At 68.8% G+C, this 17,324-nt stretch carries 12 protein-coding genes and 1 tRNA gene; 3 read left to right on the top strand and 10 right to left on the bottom strand.

What is annotated here, in order from left to right; genetic code table 11:
- Nucleotides 1-50: 50 nt before the first annotated feature.
- From gspG to FHY03_RS07495, 5 genes are all read right to left on the bottom strand, one after another.
- Nucleotides 51-491, bottom strand: coding sequence for a type II secretion system major pseudopilin GspG (gspG, locus tag FHY03_RS07515; protein WP_183920656.1), 441 nt, complete (start codon nt 489-491; stop codon nt 51-53).
- 8 nt (nt 492-499) lie between these two features.
- The gene (gene gspF / locus FHY03_RS07510) at nt 500-1,723 is read right to left on the bottom strand and encodes a type II secretion system inner membrane protein GspF (RefSeq protein ID WP_183929799.1); all 1,224 of its coding nucleotides are present in this window, start codon (nt 1,721-1,723) and stop codon (nt 500-502) included.
- 188 nt (nt 1,724-1,911) lie between these two features.
- Nucleotides 1,912-3,426: a GspE/PulE family protein gene (locus tag FHY03_RS07505; RefSeq protein ID WP_409314173.1), complete on the bottom strand. Its 1,515-nt coding sequence runs from the start codon at nt 3,424-3,426 to the stop codon at nt 1,912-1,914.
- Nucleotides 3,427-3,494: 68 nt separating this feature from the next.
- Complete coding sequence (gene gspD, locus FHY03_RS07500; RefSeq protein ID WP_183920658.1) at nt 3,495-5,702, bottom strand: type II secretion system secretin GspD; 2,208 nt, start codon at nt 5,700-5,702, stop codon at nt 3,495-3,497.
- Complete coding sequence (locus FHY03_RS07495) at nt 5,702-6,553, bottom strand: type II secretion system protein N (protein ID WP_183929797.1); 852 nt, start codon at nt 6,551-6,553, stop codon at nt 5,702-5,704. Before FHY03_RS07495 ends, gspD begins: the two co-directional genes overlap by 1 nt.
- 114 nt (nt 6,554-6,667) lie before the next feature.
- Here FHY03_RS07495 and FHY03_RS07490 point away from each other — a divergent pair, with 114 nt between their 5' ends.
- Complete coding sequence (locus FHY03_RS07490) at nt 6,668-7,294, top strand: 2OG-Fe(II) oxygenase (RefSeq protein WP_183929795.1); 627 nt, start codon at nt 6,668-6,670, stop codon at nt 7,292-7,294.
- Between the two features lie 40 nt (nt 7,295-7,334).
- Here FHY03_RS07490 and FHY03_RS07485 read toward each other — a convergent pair whose 3' ends face one another.
- The 5 genes from FHY03_RS07485 to lon form a co-directional block, all read right to left on the bottom strand.
- Nucleotides 7,335-10,193 carry a TonB-dependent receptor domain-containing protein gene (locus FHY03_RS07485; protein ID WP_183929793.1) on the bottom strand — a complete coding sequence of 953 codons (2,859 nt, stop codon included), beginning with the start codon at nt 10,191-10,193 and terminating at the stop codon, nt 7,335-7,337.
- 96 nt (nt 10,194-10,289) lie between these two features.
- The gene (locus FHY03_RS07480; RefSeq protein ID WP_183929791.1) at nt 10,290-11,912 is read right to left on the bottom strand and encodes a hypothetical protein; all 1,623 of its coding nucleotides are present in this window, start codon (nt 11,910-11,912) and stop codon (nt 10,290-10,292) included.
- A gap of 438 nt (nt 11,913-12,350) precedes the next feature.
- Nucleotides 12,351-12,425: transfer RNA gene (locus FHY03_RS07475), tRNA-Val, on the bottom strand.
- 52 nt (nt 12,426-12,477) lie between these two features.
- Entirely contained in the window at nt 12,478-12,750 is a 273-nt protein-coding gene (locus FHY03_RS07470) for an HU family DNA-binding protein (protein WP_183920663.1), read from the bottom strand.
- A gap of 160 nt (nt 12,751-12,910) precedes the next feature.
- A complete protein-coding gene (gene lon / locus FHY03_RS07465; protein WP_183920664.1) occupies nt 12,911-15,307 on the bottom strand; it encodes an endopeptidase La in 2,397 nt (798 codons plus the stop codon).
- A gap of 76 nt (nt 15,308-15,383) precedes the next feature.
- On the opposite strand from lon, the gene FHY03_RS07460 reads away from it, so the two are divergent.
- The gene (locus tag FHY03_RS07460; RefSeq protein WP_311721335.1) at nt 15,384-17,087 is read left to right on the top strand and encodes a M1 family metallopeptidase; all 1,704 of its coding nucleotides are present in this window, start codon (nt 15,384-15,386) and stop codon (nt 17,085-17,087) included.
- Nucleotides 17,057-17,317: a hypothetical protein gene (locus FHY03_RS07455; RefSeq protein WP_183920666.1), complete on the top strand. Its 261-nt coding sequence runs from the start codon at nt 17,057-17,059 to the stop codon at nt 17,315-17,317. Before FHY03_RS07460 ends, FHY03_RS07455 begins: the two co-directional genes overlap by 31 nt.
- The last annotated feature ends 7 nt before the right edge of the window (nt 17,318-17,324 follow it).

Genomic DNA, 17,324 nt, shown 5'->3' with positions numbered 1-17,324 from the left:
CGCGACGCTCGCGATGCGCGCCATGCGCCGCTACCCGAGCCGGCCCGCGCTTACTGCCAGGAGCCAATATCGGCATCGATCCCCTCGCCGCCGTCCTTGCCGTCGGCACCCAGGGTCCACACGTCGGCGGCGCCGTGCTGGCCCGGCGAGGCATAGAGATAGTCGCGGCCCCACGGATCCTTGGGCAGCTTCTTGACGTAACCGCCGGCCTGGTAGCGCGCCGCGTCGGCGCCCGCGGGCGCGGTCACCAGCGCCTGGAGGCCCTGCGACGTCGTCGGGTAGCTGCCGATCTGCAGGCGGTAGAGCTCCAGTCCCTGCTCGATCGTGGCGATATCGGCCTTGGCTTTCTGAATCCGCGCGGTGTCGCCCGAGGGCAGCACGTTCAGCGCGACGATCGTGGCGAGCAGGCCGATGATCACGATCACCACCATCAGCTCGACGAGGGTGAAGCCGTTCTTCTTCTTGCGGCGTTGGGTCTGTTTGGTGTGCATCAGGAGTCTCACTGGCCGGCCAAGGTGTTGAGCTGGAGGATGGGGAGCAGGATCGACAGCACGATCGTGGCGACGATCGCGCCCATCACAACGATGATCAAAGGTTCGAGCAGCGACAGCGCGGTGGCGGTGAAGCGGTCGAACTCGCGCTCGAGATAGTCGGCGGCGCGCTCGAGCATCTCGTCGAGCCGCCCCGCCGCCTCCCCGCTCGCGGCGAGATAGACGAGCAAGGGCGGGAACACGCCGGTGCGCCGCATTGCGGTGGAGAGGCTGCCACCGCCGCGGATCGACTCGGTGATCTCGTCGGACGCGGCCTTGAGCCGCCGATTGTGGATCGTGCCGGCGGTGAGCGTCAGCCCCTCTAGCAAGGGCAGCCGGCTGGCGACCATGGTCGAGAGCGTGCGCGCGATCCGCGCGGCGTGGAGGTCGCGCAGCAGCCGCCCGATCAGCGGTACGCGCAGCAGCCACGTGTCAAAGGCGAGCCGGATCGGCGGTTGGCGCAGCGCGATGACGGCACCGCCGACCGTCGCGACGACGATCAGCAACAACAGCCACCACCAGCCGACCAGCAGATCCGACAAGGCGATGATCATGCGCGTGAGCAGCGGGAGCTGCTGGCCCACGGTGTCGAACTGCTCGACCACCTGCGGCACCACGAAGGTCATCAGCGCGATCACGACGCTGAACGCCACCGCCGACAGCACGCTGGGATAGGCCATCGCGGTCAGCAGCTTGCCGCGGATCTCCGCCTGCCGTTCCAGCAAGGTGGAGAGCCGCTCCATGATCTCGGGCAGCGTCCCCGAGCTCTCGCCCGCGGCGACCATCGCGCGGTAGAGTGGCGGGAAGCTCTTCGGCTCGCGCGCCATCGCGTCGGCGAGCCGGCGTCCCTCGACGACGCCGGTGTGAACCGTCTGGACGATCGCGCGTACGCTCTCCTGCTCGGTCTGGCGCGTGATGGTGCGGAGCGACTCCTCCAGCGGCGAGACGCGGTTGAGCGTGGCGAGCTGGCGCGTGAAGAGCGTCAGCTGCTTGCCCGACATCTTGGCGCGGCCGAGCTCGAGTCCGAACAGTGGGCGCTGCCGCGTCGCAGGCGCGCTGCCCGGCTCGATCCGCACCACGTAGAGGCGGCGGCGGTCGAGCGTCGCGCGCGCAGCGGCGAGATCGGCCGCGGCGACATGCCCGCGCATCTCGTTGCCGCGCGTGTCGATCGCGAGATAGTCGAAGTCAGCCATGAAGAGCCGCTTGGTATCGGGACGGGCGCTCGCTGAGCCGCACCGGCTTGCTTCCCCTCCCAACGTCATCCCCGCGCAGGCGGGGATCCATATACGCTGACGTCGCGAAACTATCCCGGATGTCCGCGCGTCTGGATCCCCGCCGTCCCGGGGATGACGGGGAGGATGTGAGGCCGCGGCCCACCCGCTCACGCATCGGTGATGGCCACCTCGGCGGCGTCGGCGTTCTCGCTGCGCGACACGCGCACCGCCTCCTCCGCGGTGGTCTGGCCGTTCTCCACCAGCCTCCGCGCCGCGATCGCGAGCGTGTCGCTCTGCGCGAAGGCGTGGCGCGCGATCGCGTCCTCATCGCCGCTTTCGTTGATCATGCGGCGCACCACCGCGTCGACGCGCACCGCCTCGAACACGCCGACGCGGCCGCGGAAGCCGGTGCGGTTGCACTGCTCGCAGCCGACCGCCTCGTACACGGTCGCGCCCGGATCGACCCCGAGCAGCGGCGCCACCGTCTCGCTCGCGCGCACCGCGTGGCGGCAGTTGGCGCACAGCCGCCGCACCAGCCGCTGGGCGATCACCGCGCGCAGGGTCGAGGCGAGCAGGAACGGCTCGACCTTCATGTCGCGCATGCGGGTGATCGCGCCGACCGCGTCGTTGGTATGGACGGTGGAGAGCACGAGATGCCCCGTCAGCGAGGCCTGTACCGCGATCTCGGCGGTCTCGCGGTCGCGGATCTCGCCGACCATCACCACGTCGGGGTCCTGGCGCAGGATCGCGCGCAGCCCGGCGGCGAAGGTGAGCCCGACCTTGCTGTTCACCTGGGTCTGGCCGACCCCCTCGACCGCATATTCGACCGGGTCCTCGACCGTCAAAATATTGCGGCTGCCGTCGTTGAGCAGGCGCAGCGCGCCGTAGAGCGTCGTCGTCTTGCCGCTGCCGGTCGGGCCGGTGACGAGCACGATGCCGTTGGGCTCGGCGATCACCTCGCGCAGCAAAGCGTACATCGGCGCGGTCATGCCGAGCGCGTCGAGGTCGATCCCCGCATTCTCCTTGTCGAGGATACGCAGCACCACGCGCTCGCCGGCGCGGCTGGGCAGCGTCGAGACCCGGACGTCGAGCAATTTGCCACCGAGCGTCAGCCCCATGCGCCCGTCCTGCGGCACGCGCCGCTCGGCGATGTCGAGCCGCGCCATCACCTTGATGCGGCTCACCACCACCGGTGCGACGTGCGGCGGCATCCGCAACGTCTCGCGCAGCACGCCGTCGATGCGCATCCGCACCACCAGACCGGTCTCGTACGGCTCGATATGGATGTCCGACACGCCGTTGCGCGCGGCGTCGGCGATGATACCGTTGATCAGCCGGATCGCGGGGGCGTCGTCGGCGGTGTCGAGCAGGTCCTCCGCGGTGGGCAGCCCCTCGGCGAGCAGGTCGAGCTCGTCGCCCATGCCGACCGCGGCGGCGGCGGTGGCCTGGCCGTCCATCGCGTAATTGTCGCTGAGCAGCCGGTCGAATGCCGCGACCGGCACCACCGCCACGTCGAAGGCTCGACCGATCACACGACGTACCTCGATCAGCGCGCGCGGGTCCGCGCCCTCGCGCAGCGCCACCTTGGGCGTGCCGACCGTCCCGCCCTGGTCGAGCACCACGCCGAACTTGCGCGCGAAGGAGTAGGGCAGCGCCGCCGGCGGCAGCACCGCGGACGGCACCGTCACCCCATCACCGGGCGGCGGCAGCGGCGCCGCGGCGGCGTCGATCTCGGCTCCGGTGCGCACGATCACTGGCGCCTGTCTCCTCCGGGAATGACGGTGGTCGAGTTGCGATAGACCGGCACCGCGACGCGCGGGTCCTCGATGCTGCCGGGCTGGCCCGCCGGCGGCAGCGGCGGCGCGGCGCCCATGTAATCGCGCACCAGCGTGTCGATCGACGGCTCGGACAACGGCTCCTGCGCGGCCTGCTGGAGGCGGAGATAGCCGTAGCGCTGCTCGGTGACGCGACGGTTGTCGGCCGCGCTGCGGATCACGGTCGGGCGGATGAAGATCATCAGATTGGTCTTCGACCGGCTCTTGGCGCGCGACTTGAAAAGATTGCCGAGCAGCGGAATGTCGCCGAGCAGCGGGATCTTCTCGATCGTGCGGCGTTCCTCGTCGGAGAGCAGCCCGCCGATCACCCCGATCGCGCCGTCGTCGACGGTCAGCACCGTCTCGACCTCGCGCTTGTTGAGGATCAGGTCGGAGTTGTTGTTCGACACCGGCCCCGCGATCGAGCTGACCTCGAGGTGGAGGTTCATCTTGATCGTGCCCGAGGAGTTCACCTGCGGGCGCACGTCCAGCCCGATGCCGACATTCTGCCGCTGCGTGGTGCGGAAGGCGTTGTCGAAATTGTTCGACAGCGCCTCGCCCGTGGTGATCGGGATCTCCTGGCCGACGAGCGTGTGCGCCTCCTGGTTGTCGATCGTCATGATCTGCGGCACCTGGAGCAAGTTCGACGTGTTGTCGCGCTTCACGGCGTTGATGATCGCGCCGAAGACGGTGCTGCCGATCTGCCCGCCGAAGCCGCCGAACCCGCCCGACGAGCCGATGATCGACTGGATCGCCGACTGGGTCAGCGTGTCCGACGGCGTGTTGTTGGTCACCGTGGTGGTGACGCCGTTGGCGATCGTCGTGGTGGTCGAGCTCGCCAGCTCGCGCGCGCCGATCGCGCCGGCGATCTGGAGGATGTTGGGCGCCGAGTTGCTGAAGGTCGACGCCGCGAAGGCGCCGCCGTCGAGGTTGCCGAGGATGAACTGCGCGCCGAGCTGGTTGACCGTCGAATCCGACACCTCGGCGACGATCGCCTCGACTAGTACCTGCTGGCGGCGCTGGTCGAGCTGCTTCACCACGTCGGACAGCTGGCGCTGGATATCGGCGGGCGCGGCGATCACGATCGCGTTGGCGCCGGCATAGCGGGTCACCACCGCGGCGGTGCGATTGCCCTGCCCGGTGATCGCGGCCTGCTGCGGCTGGCTGCCCGACTGCTGCGTCGTCGACTGGGTCGGGCGCGAGCGCGTGGCGGGCTGCGGCGTCGCGCCGACGCCGGTCGAGCCGGTGCTCGAGCTGCTCAGCCCCGAACGGGTGAGCGCCTGCTCCTCAATCGCGTCGGGCGCCTGGCCGACGAGCTGCTGAAGCACCGGCAGCAGCTGGTTGGCGTCGGCATTCTCGAGGAAGACGACGCGGATCTCGGTGGCGTTGCGCGCGCTCTGGTCGAGCTCGCGCGCCAGTGCCGCCAGCCGCGCGACCGTCTGCGGGTCGCCGCGCAGCGCCACAGCGTTGGAGCTCTCGATCGCCACCGCCGAGGCGCCGCCGGAGGGCGACGCGGCACCGCCGCTCCCGCCGATCAGCCCCTGGAGCGCGGTCGCGACCTCGCTGGCGCGCGCGTTCTTGAGCGGGATGATGCGCGTCGCCGACGTGTCCGAGTCGATCCGCCGCACCACCTCGCGCACGCGCCGGACGTTGTCGGCGAAGTCGACCACCACCAGGCTGTTGCCGCCACGGTTCGCGGTCACCGACCCCTGTGCACTGACCAGCGGACGTACGGTGTCGACCGCCTGCGCGGCATCCACCGAGCGCAGCCGGATGATCTCGGTGACGAGCTGGTTGCGCGGCGCCCCGGCGAGGCCGATCCGCCCCGGCTGGCTCGCCGCATTGTCGATCGGCTGGACGCGGAAGGCACCGTTGGCGCTCGGTACCGCGACCAGGCCGTTGGCACGCAGCGTCGAGAGGAACACCTCGAGATATTCGGAGCGCGACAGCGGCCGGTCGGTGACCACGGTCACCTTCCCTTGCACGCGATTGTCGATGATGAACGTCCGTCCCGTCACCTTGGCGGCGTCGGCGATGAAGGCGCGAATGTCGGCGTCGCGCACGTTGAGGGTGGTCTGCGCGAGCACGGGCTGCGCCGCGGCAGCGAGCGCGAGAGGAGCGAGGAGGACGTTGGAACGCTTCATCATTTTACCGGAATGGAGAGGGCGACGGTCTGGCCGTTGCGCTGGACGGTGACCGGGACCGCGCCGCCGGGGGCGCGCTCGCGCGTGAACTGGTCGAGGTCGGCCGGGCCGGACACCGGGCGACCGGCGACCTGGGTGACGACGTCGCCATCGCGCAGCCCCGACGCGCGAAAGGCGTTGCCGCCCTGCCCGCGTACCGTCAGCCCGACGACGCGCCCACCCTCGATCTGCGGAATGGCGGTGATGTCGGTGCGCAGCCGGTCCGGCGACATCGCGCCGCCGCCGGCGTCGGAGTCGCGCGGCACGCGCGGATCCGGGCCCGGCATGGCAGCGGGGGCGACACCGCTTGGCGGCACGTCGGCGCTCGGCTTGGTCGACTGGTCGAGGAACAGGTCCTCGCGCGCGCCGCCGCGCTCGAGCGTGACATGGTCGAAGGCCACGTCGCGCAGCACCACGCCGGGCACGACCTCCTCGCCGACGCTGACGCTGCGTTGCAACCCGTCCGGCCCCGCCAGGATCGCTGCGCCGCGCGCCTGCGCGTCATCCATCCGCGTGCCGAACAAGGTGAGCTGAAGCGAGGTGACCACCGCGGGCCCCTGCGCCGCCTGCGCGCCGCTCACCCGGTAGAAGGGGTCGATGCTGCCGAGCACACCGGCGGGATCGACCGGGATCGTCGGGCCGGTTGGCACCCAGGCGCCGAGCGGCGACACCGGAGTCACGATCACCCACATCAGCCGCGCGCATTGCACCGCGAGCCCGGCGAGCAGCAGCAGCTCGACCGCCGAGTAAGCGTTCACCACCGGCAACCGCCGCAGGATCGCCCGTGCCCGGGCGTCGAACTTCAAACGCATGCGCTCGGCTGAACTCCCTGCGCCACCACGATAACCCTGTTACATCGGCGTCGGCGGCTTGTGTAATATTTCTGTGGCTGGTTCGACTTGCTTCAGGTGGAATATAGCAGGCCCATGGCGTCCGACCCCATCATCGCGCGACTGAGTGCGCAGCCGCTGATCCAGCGCGTCCCCTCGCCCAAGCTGACATTGTTCATCCGGCGTGATTTTCTCAGCGCCGACGAATGTGCCGCGCTGATCGAGCTGATCGACGCGGACCGGCGACCCTCGACCATCGCCGACCCGAACGGCGACACCGCCTTCCGCACCAGCGAGACGTGTGACCTGCGCGACGACGATCCGCTCGTCGCCGCGATCAACCGGCGCCTCGCCGATTTCGCCGGGCTCGACCTGCGGCATGGCGAGCCGCTTCAAGGACAGCGCTACGCGATCGGCCAGGAGTTTAAGGCGCACACCGATTATTTCGAGCCGACCGGTGCCGACTTCGCGCGCTATTGCAACGTGGCGGGCAACCGGACCTGGACGATGATGGTCTATCTGAACGCGCCCGAGGCGGGAGGCGCGACGCGGTTCAAGGCGATCGATAAGACCATCCAGCCCGAGTCCGGCAAACTGGTATGCTGGAACAATCGCCGCCCGGACGACACGCCCAACCCCGCCACGCTCCATCACGGCATGAAGGTGCGCGCCGGGGTGAAGTACGTCATCACCAAATGGTTTCGCGAGCGACCCTGGATCTGACGGGCGGCCGGCGCTTGATATCGCCGGCCGCCGAAACGGATCAGAAGCTCACGCTGGCGCCGAGCGTGAACAACCGACCCAGCCGGTAGCGGTTGATGTCAACCCGGTTGCCGCCGTCGAAGGTCTGGAACTCCTGGTAGCGCGTGCCCGTGAGGTTGCGCGCCTCCGCCTTGATCTCGACCTTCTGCCCAACCAGCTGAACCTGCTGGCGCATCACGAAGTCGAGCCGGATGCCGGGCTTCTCGATGATGTCGGGCTGGAAGCCCGAGCCGTCGAGCAAGGACGGGCCCCGATTGGTGACGCGCTCGCTGGCATAATTGAACAGCAGCGTCGCCTGCGTGCCGTTCTCGGTGTCCTCGTAGCCCAGCTGCAGGTTGACGAGATGATCCGACTGGCCGGTGAGCGGCGCACCGTCGCGGAACAGCGAGCGCGCCGGCGCGAAATTGGCCTGGCAGCCGCCCAGCGTCGTTCCCTCGAGCACGCCCGGCACGCAGCTGCCATCGGCGGTGATCGCCGAGTACGTCCACGTATAATTGGCGATCAGCACCGCGCGCTTGCCCGCCATGCCCGCCGACAGGAAGTCGAGCGGGACGTACTTCTGCGCCTCGACCTCGGCGCCGTACAGCTTGGCGGTGGGCAGGTTGGTGAAGCCGGTCTGAAGCCGCGCGTCGGGGGTCGGGAAGAAGCCGACCTGCTCGATCGGATTGTCGATCCGCTTGTAGAAGCCCGCCAGCGTGACACGCTGGTCGCGTGCGAAGAACCACTCGTAGCGTGCCTCGAGGTTGTACAGCTCCGAGTCCTTCAGCCGCGGGTTGCCGAAGAACAGGCGGTCGGACTCGAAGTCGCGGAAGGCCTGCGGTGCCAGTTCGCGGAATTGCGGCCGCGCGATCGTCTTCGAGGCGGCGAGGCGCAGCTGCTGGTTGCTGGCAAAGTTCCAGGTGATCGTCGCCGCCGGCAGGAAGTAATCGTTCTTGAGTCTCGTCGAAGTGGCGTTGATCGGTGTGACTCGCTGGGTCGCTGTCTCGTAGCGAAGGCCGATGATCGCGCGCAGGCCGTCGAGCGCCTCCGCCTCGACCTGGGCGTAACCGGCGTGGACGCGCAGCAGCGCATCATATTCGTACGAGCCGTTCTGCCCCGCGTCGAAGCGCAGCTGCACCGCGGTGTCTGCCGGGTTGCCCGAGATCGGGGTCGGGCAACCGTTCACTACGTCGGGCGAGAGCAGGTAGTCCGGCCGGAGCAGGTTGCACGGGAACGGGATCGCGCCGCCGGTGGCGGTCTGGTAGACGAACGGCAGACGCGTCGAGGTGCGGTCGTTCTCGGAGAAATAATAGCCCGCCGACACCGTCATCGGGCGCTCGCCCGGGATCTTATAGGCTACGTCCGCCTGCCCCGAGTAGAGATCCTCGTTGAGCTCGCTGAACACCACCGTGGCGAAACGGTCGAACGCGTTGGTCGCCTGCCACGCGCCCGGGCAGTTGAGCCCGCGGTCGCTGACCGGCACGTCGCCGGTCTGGTCGGTCAGACTGGTGTTGCAGAGATAGATGAATTGACGCTCATAGGGTGAGTTGCGCTGCGTGTTGGCATAGGCGCCGCGCACGTCGATCGACAGATCGGTGATCGGCTTGAACTCACCCACCAGCTGGGTCTCGATCAGCTTGCGCTCGAACCAGTTGGTGTTCTGCTGGAAGAGCGGGTTACCGCTCGAGTTGTTGTACACGGTCGCGCCCGAGGCGCGGCCCTGCTTCAGCGTGTCGTGAATATAGACGTTGGTCCAGCGCACCTTGTTCTCGCCGAACTCGGCGCCAAAGCCGAGCAGCCCGTTCACCACCGCGCGATTGTCGGTGATCACGGTCTGGAAGTCGTTGCGCAGCGTGCCGTCGACGCTGACCGTGTCTTGCTGCGTCGCGTCCCGCGTGCGCCAGGTGTTCGACACGCCCAGGCTGCCGATCAGTCCGACGCGGGTTCCGCCGATGTCGCCGGTGACGCCAAGGTCCATGCTGCCCGAGTAATTGGCGGGCGTGTCGGTGGTGCGCTGGAGCAGGGTGGTGCGCGCGTTGGACAGCTGGAGCACTTGCGCGCTCGGGATCACGCCGTTGCCGGTCGGCGCCTGCTTGATGAAGTCGGGGACGTTGCGCTCGCCGCCGTCATAGCCGAGCCAGTCGGTCCTGGAGCCGAAAAAGGTGTAGCCCAGCTTGGCGGTGGTCTCGGTGTCGATCCCGCCCGAGGCGCCGACGGTGAAGAAATTCTCGTCGGGGATCGCCTTGGTCGTCAGGTTGATGACGCCGCCGCCGAATTCGCCGGGATAATTGGCGGAATAGGTCTTCTGCACCAGCGCCGAGCCGACCACCGTGGTCGGGAAGATATCGAGCGGCACGGTGCGGCGCAGCGGCTCGGGGCTCGGCAGCGGCGAGCCGTTGAGCAGCGCCGAGGAGTAGCGGTCGCCCAGCCCGCGCACGAAGACATAGCCGTTGCCGACCACCGACAGGCCGGTGACGCGGGTCAGCGCGCCGGCGATGTCGCCCTCACCCGTGCGCGCGATGTCGGCGCTGGAGAGGACGCTGACGACCTGCGCGGTGGCGCGGATGGTGTTGGGAATATTGCGCCCGACCACGACGATGTCGCCGCCCCCGCTGGCGTCGAGCCCCGGCGCGGAGACCTCGGCCTGGGGCTCGTCGGCCGCGGTGTCGGCGCCCTGCTCCGTACCGGGCGTCGCGGTGGCGGTGGCCTGGTCCTGCGGCGTCGGCGCGCCGGCGGGATTGGTGGTGGTGCTCGTCGGCGGTGGGCCGGCGGGCGCCGAGGTGGTGGGCGTGCCGGTCTGCGGCGCGACCTGCGCCAGCGCCGCGGGGGCGACCAACGTGGTCGTCAGGAGAAGGAGCGAGGCATAGGTGCGCTGGCGCATGGCGGAAGGATCCAGTCTGTTTCTATGAGCGGACCCGGGGCGGCGCCGGAAGGCGCTCCCCGGGCTCCGCCGAGCATCTCGAGGGCCGGTGGCGCCTCAGCGGCCCTGGCACTGGAAGTAGATCGAGTTGAAGGTCGGCGGCCCGACATCCTGCAGCGCGCTGTCCGCGGCGCGGATCGTGGTGCGACCCGCCCCCGAGCCCTCGCCGGCGATGATGTTGACGCACGCCGCACCCGCCGCCGACTTCACCACCCCGTTGACGAAGGCGAAGTCCGCACCGCCGCGCAGGCGGATCGCCGCGGGTGCCGAGTTGGTCTGGATGAAGGTGAAGTTGGCGTAGCGGCCGTAGGTGCGCGGCAGCAGGTCCTCGGCGTTGTTCGAGTCGATCTCGGTGGCGAAGGAGTCCGCGGTGGAGCCCGACGCCTTCTGCGCCGCGATGATGAACTGCATGAAGCCGCGCCAGCCGTTGTCGACGTCGAACCCGTCGTCATCGGCGCCGGTCACGACGAAATACTTCAGATTGGTGGCGCCGCCGAAGATCTCGACGCCGTCGTCCGAGGAATTGTGGCTCTGGACGTGGTCGATTGTCGTGCCCGAGCCGGTGCCGCCGAGCGTCAGGCCCTGGAGCTCGTTGCCCTCGCTGATCGCGATCCCGGTATAGCGGATCTGGACGTACTGGAGCGTGCCCGAGCTGTCCGCCTGGTTGGTGCCGCCGTAGAAGCGGCCGGTGACGCCCTCGATCGCCTGCTGGCAGGTCGGCGAGCTGCCGCTGGCGTCGTTCGGGCCGGTGCCCGCCGCGCACACCGCGGTGGGCGCACGGCCGAGCAGGACAACGCCGCCCCACAGCCCCTGGGTCGCGTCCGACACGCCGTTGCTGGCAAGGTTCTGCTGCGCCGTGAAGATGATGGGCGCGTCGGCAGTCCCCACCGCGTTGAGCTTGCTGCCACGGTTGACGAGCAGCAGATCGTTCGACGCCTCCGACGAGTCGGCGGCGAGCACGACGCCCGGCGCGATCGTCAGCGTTACGCCGGTGGCGGCGTTGATATCACCCACCTCGGTCTGGCCGCGGAAGCGGTAAACGAGACCCGGGATCTTCGCGAGTGTGAGGTCAGCGGTGATGACCTGCGGTAGGCGGCAGTAGCGGAATGTCGGCGCGCTGCTCGAATTCACGCCGTCATCGGTGAGGCCGGTCGGGCAGGACGCCGCTGCCGTGCCGCTGCCGATCGACGGCACCGCGGTGCAGCTCGCACTGTTGAGGAAGCTCGCCGCGGTCGAGCTGCAGGTCCAGCCCGAGAAGGCCGCGTCGTTGGGGCCGCTCAGCGCGCCGACATAGCTGGTGTTCTGGATGAAGCTGGTGTTGCCGAGCACCGTCTGCGGGTTGCTCGCGGTCGCCAGCGAGGTGCCGCTGACCGGGTATACGCCGTTGAGCGTGTTGCCGAAGCCCTGCAGATTGTTGTTCTGGCCGGCGTTGAGGATCGCCACCTGCTCGTCGGCGGTGATGCTGATGCTGTTCACAGTCGTTGCCAGCGCGATCTGCGCGTTGGTGAGCGCGGTCGGCGTGGCGGTGCCGGTCGGAGTCGGAGTCGGCGCGGGCTGAACGATCGTGATCGGCAGGCTGCCGGCGCCCGGCGAGGCGACGTCGTCCGCGCCGCACGAGGCGAGGAACAACGTGGCGGAGGTCGCCAGCAGGAACTTGCTGCGACGGCTGAAGCTGACCATGACTCACTCCCTGTTAGGACGAGCCCCGCGCTGGGGCCCGGTGCGGCGAGTCGAACTGTGTGCGCCCGCTCGCTCCCTGAGCAGCGCCGCTAGGCGCGCAGGATGACAGCTGAATGAGTCTTCGGAGACGGTTCGGCGTCGTTTCCGTTACGCTTACGTGACAGAGACAATTTTGCCCCAAGGTGGGACTAGGCCGTTGCCGGCAGCCCGGGCCGGCCTACGCGAGCGTCCAGCCTCTGGATTGTCTTGCCTGTGACACACAGATGAGCCGTGCTCCCGCGCACGCAGGAACCTAGAGCCACCAGTGACGTGCACGTGATGCCGGTTTCCTGCTCATGCAGGCGCACTCTGGCCGAGTATATCGCTCACGGACACAGGCGCCACATACGAGAAGCCCCGCCTGTCACTGGGACGAGCGGGGCGTTCGGGCCGGTCGGATGGTGGGCGCGACAGGGATTGAACCTGTGACCCCACCCGTGTGAAGGGTGTGCTCTACCGCTGAGCTACGCGCCCATCCGCGTCGGGAGCGGCGCACCTACGAGAGCGCGCCGGCCCTGTCCAGCACTTAATTGAGTGAGTCCTTCAGCACCTTGCCGGCCTTGAACTTGGGCTGGCTCGACGCCTTGATCGTCATCGGCTCGCCGGTGCGCGGGTTGCGCCCCGTCGACGCCTTGCGGCGGCTGACCGCGAAGGTGCCGAAGCCGACCAGGCGCACCTCATCCCCCTTCTTCAGGCTCGTCGAGATCGCGTCGAACACTGCCTCGACCGCGCGGCTCGCCTCACTCTTGCCGAGCCCGGCCGCCGTCGCGACCTGCGCGATCAGTTCCTGTTTGTTCATGCGAAGAGACCCCGTTCCTTACCGTTACGCATTCGTGATGGATTCGCGGAGCGTGGCCCGCATCCCTCCAGTAAGGCGCGCGCCCGGCGTCGAGTCAAACGAAACCGCCGCGCCCCGGGACAGGATGCGGCGGGAGTAAGTTACGCAGCGTTAACGTAAATTAGTGATGCAGCTCGCCGCCAACGGGCGTGATCGGCGCGGGCGGAAGCGCCGCCAGTTCGTCCGCCTCGGTCCAGTCGATCGCCTCGAGTGGCTGGGTTAGCGCGAGCTTGAGCACCTCGTCGACGTGGCTGACCGGCACGATCCGCAACCCCTCGCGGATGTTCGCCGGTATTTCCGTGAGGTCCTTCTCATTCTCCTTCGGGATCAGCACCGTCTCGATTCCGCCGCGGAGCGCCGCGAGCAGCTTCTCCTTGAGCCCGCCGATCGGCAGCACGCGGCCGCGCAGCGTCACCTCACCCGTCATCGCCACCTCCTTGCGCACGGGGATGCCCGTGAGCGTCGAGACGATCGAGGTGACCAGCCCGATACCCGCCGACGGCCCGTCCTTGGGCACCGCGCCCTCGGGCAGGTGGATGTGGATGTCCTTGCGGTGGAACAGGCTGGGCTTGATCCCGAAGGACGGCGAGCGCGCCTGGACAAAGCTGTACGCCGCCTGGACCGACTCCTTCATCACGTCGCCGAGCTTGCCCGTCACCTTGGCCTGGCCCTTGCCCGGCACCGTGACGCTCTCGATCGTCAGCAGCTCGCCGCCGACCTCGGTCCAGGCGAGGCCGGTGACCGCGCCGATCTGGTCCTCGGTCTCGGACAGGCCGTGGCGGAACTTCTGCACGCCCGCGAAGTCGGCGAGATTGTCGGGCGTGATCGTCACGCTCGTAACCTTGCCCTCGAGAATTTGGCGCAACGCCTTGCGGCACAGCTTGGCAACCTCGCGCTCAAGCGTGCGAACGCCCGCCTCGCGCGTGTAGCGCTGGATCAGCGCGCGCAGCCCCTCGTCGGTGAGCGTGAACTCGCCCGGCTTGAGCCCATGGGCCTGCACCTGCTTGGCGATGAGGTGGCGCTCGGCGATCTCGACCTTCTCGTCCTCGGTGTAGCCTTCCAGCCGGATGATCTCCATGCGGTCGAGCAGCGGTTGCGGCAGGTTGAGCGAGTTGGCGGTACAGACGAACATCACGTCGCTGAGATCGATGTCGATCTCAAGGTAATGATCGTTGAAGCGCGCGTTCTGCTCCGGGTCGAGCACCTCGAGCAGCGCCGAGGCCGGGTCGCCGCGGAAATCCTGCCCGAGCTTGTCGATCTCGTCGAGCAGGAACAGGGGGTTGCTGGTCCCCGCCTTCTTGAGGTTGGTGACCACCTTGCCCGGCAGCGAGCCGATATAGGTGCGGCGATGGCCGCGAATCTCGGCCTCGTCGCGCACGCCGCCGAGCGACTGGCGGATGAACTCGCGCCCGGTCGCCTTGGCGATCGACTTGCCCAGCGAGGTCTTGCCGACGCCGGGCGGACCGACGAGGCACAGGATCGGCCCCTTCAGCTTGTTGGTGCGCGCCTGCACCGCGAGATATTCGACGATCCGGTCCTTGACCTTCTCCAGCGCGTAGTGATCCTCGTCCAGCACCGCCTGCGCGGCGGCGATGTCCTTCTTGATCTTGCTCTTCTTGCCCCAGGGCAGGCCGAGCAGCACGTCGAGGTAGTTGCGCACCACGGTCGCCTCGGCGCTCATCGGCGCCATCGTCTTGAGCTTCTTAAGCTCGGCGGTCGCCTTGCTCCGCGCCTCCTTGGAGAGCCGCAGCGTCGCGATCTTCTGGGTGAGCTCGGCGATCTCGTCGCCCTCGCCCTCCTCGCCCTCGTTGCCCAGCTCACGCTGGATCGCCTTGAGCTGCTCGTTGAGATAATATTCGCGCTGCGTCTTCTCCATCTGGCGCTTGACGCGGCTCTTGATCTTCTTCTCGACCTGGAGGACGCCGAGCTCGCCCTCCATCAGCGCATAGGCCATCTCGAGCCGCTTGAGCGGATCGGACTCCATCAGCAGCGACTGCTTCTCGGCGACCTTCACCTGAATGTTGCCGGCGACCGTATCGGAGAGCTGTCCCGCGCCGCTGATCTCGGCCAACTGCGCCGCCAGCTCGGCGGGAAGCTTGCGGTTGAGCTTGGCGTAATTCTCGAATTGGTCGACCACCGAGCGCATCAGCGCGGCCAGCTCCGGCCCTTCCACCTCGGCGTCGGCGACCGGCGCGACGGTGGCGGTGAGATAGGCCCCGCTCTCCTCCAGCGTCTCCAGCGTGGCGCGCGCCTTGCCCTCGACCAGCACGCGCACGGTGCCGTCAGGCAGCTTGAGCAGCTGGAGCACCGTCGCGGTGACGCCCATCGTGTAGAGGTCGTCGCGCGACGGGTCGTCCTCCGCCGGGTCGAGCTGCGCGACCAGGTAGATCTCCTTGTCCGCGGCCATCGCCGCCTCGAGCGCGGCGACCGACTTGTCGCGTCCGACGAACAGCGGCACGATCATGTGCGGGAAGACGACGATGTCGCGAAGCGGCAGTACGGGGAAAGTGGACGTCATGGATACTCCGGCGCCGCCCGATGAGGACGGCCAACGCGCTTTATATGGTGTGTGGGGGCGCCGCATCAATCTGGCAGTGTCTGCGACCGCCCTGGCGCTGGCCGTGAGCGGCGCCACCGCGGCGCAGCGGCCACACCTGCCCGGCAAGGGCGAGCCTGCGATCACCGCGCAGACGCAGCGCTCGGGCGGAGTCCGCCCGCCCGAGCAGGCTGCGCTCCGGCTCGTCTCGGCCGAACTCTGGTTCGAGCTCGACCCCGCACGGCGGACGCTGACGGCGCGCGCCCGCCTCGGTGTGCGCGCGGCGGCCACGGTGCCGCGACTGCTGCTCGACCTCGACTCCAATTACTCGGTGCGCTCGGTCACGGTCGACGGCCGCGCACTCCCGGCCACGTCGGTGCGGCGCCCGGACGGCCAGCTCGCGCTCGCGGTGCCGCTGGCGAAGGACGCGACCGCCGCGGTCGACATCGCCTATGACGGGACGCCGCACGTCGCGGTCAACGCGCCGTGGGACGACGGCATTGTCTGGTCGACCACGCCAGATGGCCATCCCTGGATCGCGACCACGACCGAGGGCTATGGCTGCGACCTGCTCTGGCCCTGCCTCGACTTCCCCGAGGGCGAGCCGGGCGAGGCATTGCTTCACATTACCGCGCCTCCGGGACTGAAAGCGCCGTCGAACGGCCGCCTGCTCGGCGTCGACACGCTGCCCGACGGGCGCAGCCTGTGGCACTGGCGCGCGCGCCAGCCCAACACCTATGCCATCGCGATCAACCTCGGCCCTTATGAAGTGATCGAGGGTTGCTATCGCAGCCGCTACGGCAACCAAATCCCGCTCGCTTACTGGTATCTGCCGGGCGAGGAGGCGCAGGCGCGCGCGCTCTTCGCCGAGTTCGCGCCGACGCTCGACTTCTTCGAGACGGTGATCGGCCCCTATCCCTTCGGCGACGAGAAGCTCGGCGTGGTCGAGACGCCGCACAAGGGCATGGAGCACCAGACGATCAACGCTTATGGCAACGGCTATGCCAAGGCGCCCGAGGGGTTCGACTGGCTCTTCCACCACGAATTCTCGCACGAGTGGTTCGGCAACCAGCTGACCGCCGCCAACTGGGACGATTACTGGCTGCACGAGGGTTTCGGCAGCTACATGCAGCCGCTCTACGGCCGCTGGCGCGAGGGCGAGGCGCGCTACGCCGTGATGCTCGAGGCACAGCGGAACCAGATTGCGAACCGCGCCCCGATCGTGCGCGACCGCGTGCTCACCGAAGAGGAGGTGTATGAGCCCGCCAAGGGCGGCGCGGGAACCGACATCTACTACAAAGGTTCTTGGACGCTCCACACGTTGCGCTGGCTGATCGGCGACGCCGCTTTCTACGGGTCGGTGCGGCGGCTGGTCTACGGCCGCCCCGACCCGAGCCCCGGCAACTTTCGCCCCCGCTACGGCTCAACGCGCGACTTCGAGGCGATCGTCGCGCGCGTGACCGGCAAGGATTATCGCTGGTTCTTCGACACCTATCTGCGCGACCGTGCGTTACCGGAGCTGCTGGCAACGCAGGACGGCGACGTGCTTCACCTCGCCTGGAAGACCGAGCGACCACGCGTCTTCGCGATGCCGGTCGAGGTCCAGGTCGGAGAGAAAGTGCGGCGCGTCGCGGTGCCGGGTGAGGTGCGCGTCCCGGCCGGAGCGCACGTCACGATCGACCCGGCGGCGCGCGTGCTGCGCCGCTCGGTCGCGGTGGAGGAGTATCAGGCATGGCGCGCGCGACCGACGACCTCGAGATGAGCCAGTTACTGGCACGACGCGGCGCCGAGATGGCGGCGGTCTTCATGATCGGCGACGGCATTCTCGGGCTGCTCCACCCGCGCCGCCACGTCGCGCTCTGGCAGGAGCGCGCGCTGGGGGCGGAGGCGCTGGTCGCACCCTTCGTCGACCGGCCGGGGCGACGGCGCGCCTATGCCGTGCTGCAGATCGCGGCCGGCATCGCGCTGGCGGCACGACAGCGTTCGCGGTGAGCTGCCA

It is taken from the genome of Sphingomonas sp. BK345 (assembly GCF_014193845.1).
Taxonomy (GTDB): Bacteria; Pseudomonadota; Alphaproteobacteria; order Sphingomonadales; family Sphingomonadaceae; genus Sphingomonas.
This window is presented reverse-complemented; position numbering and strand designations above follow the sequence as displayed.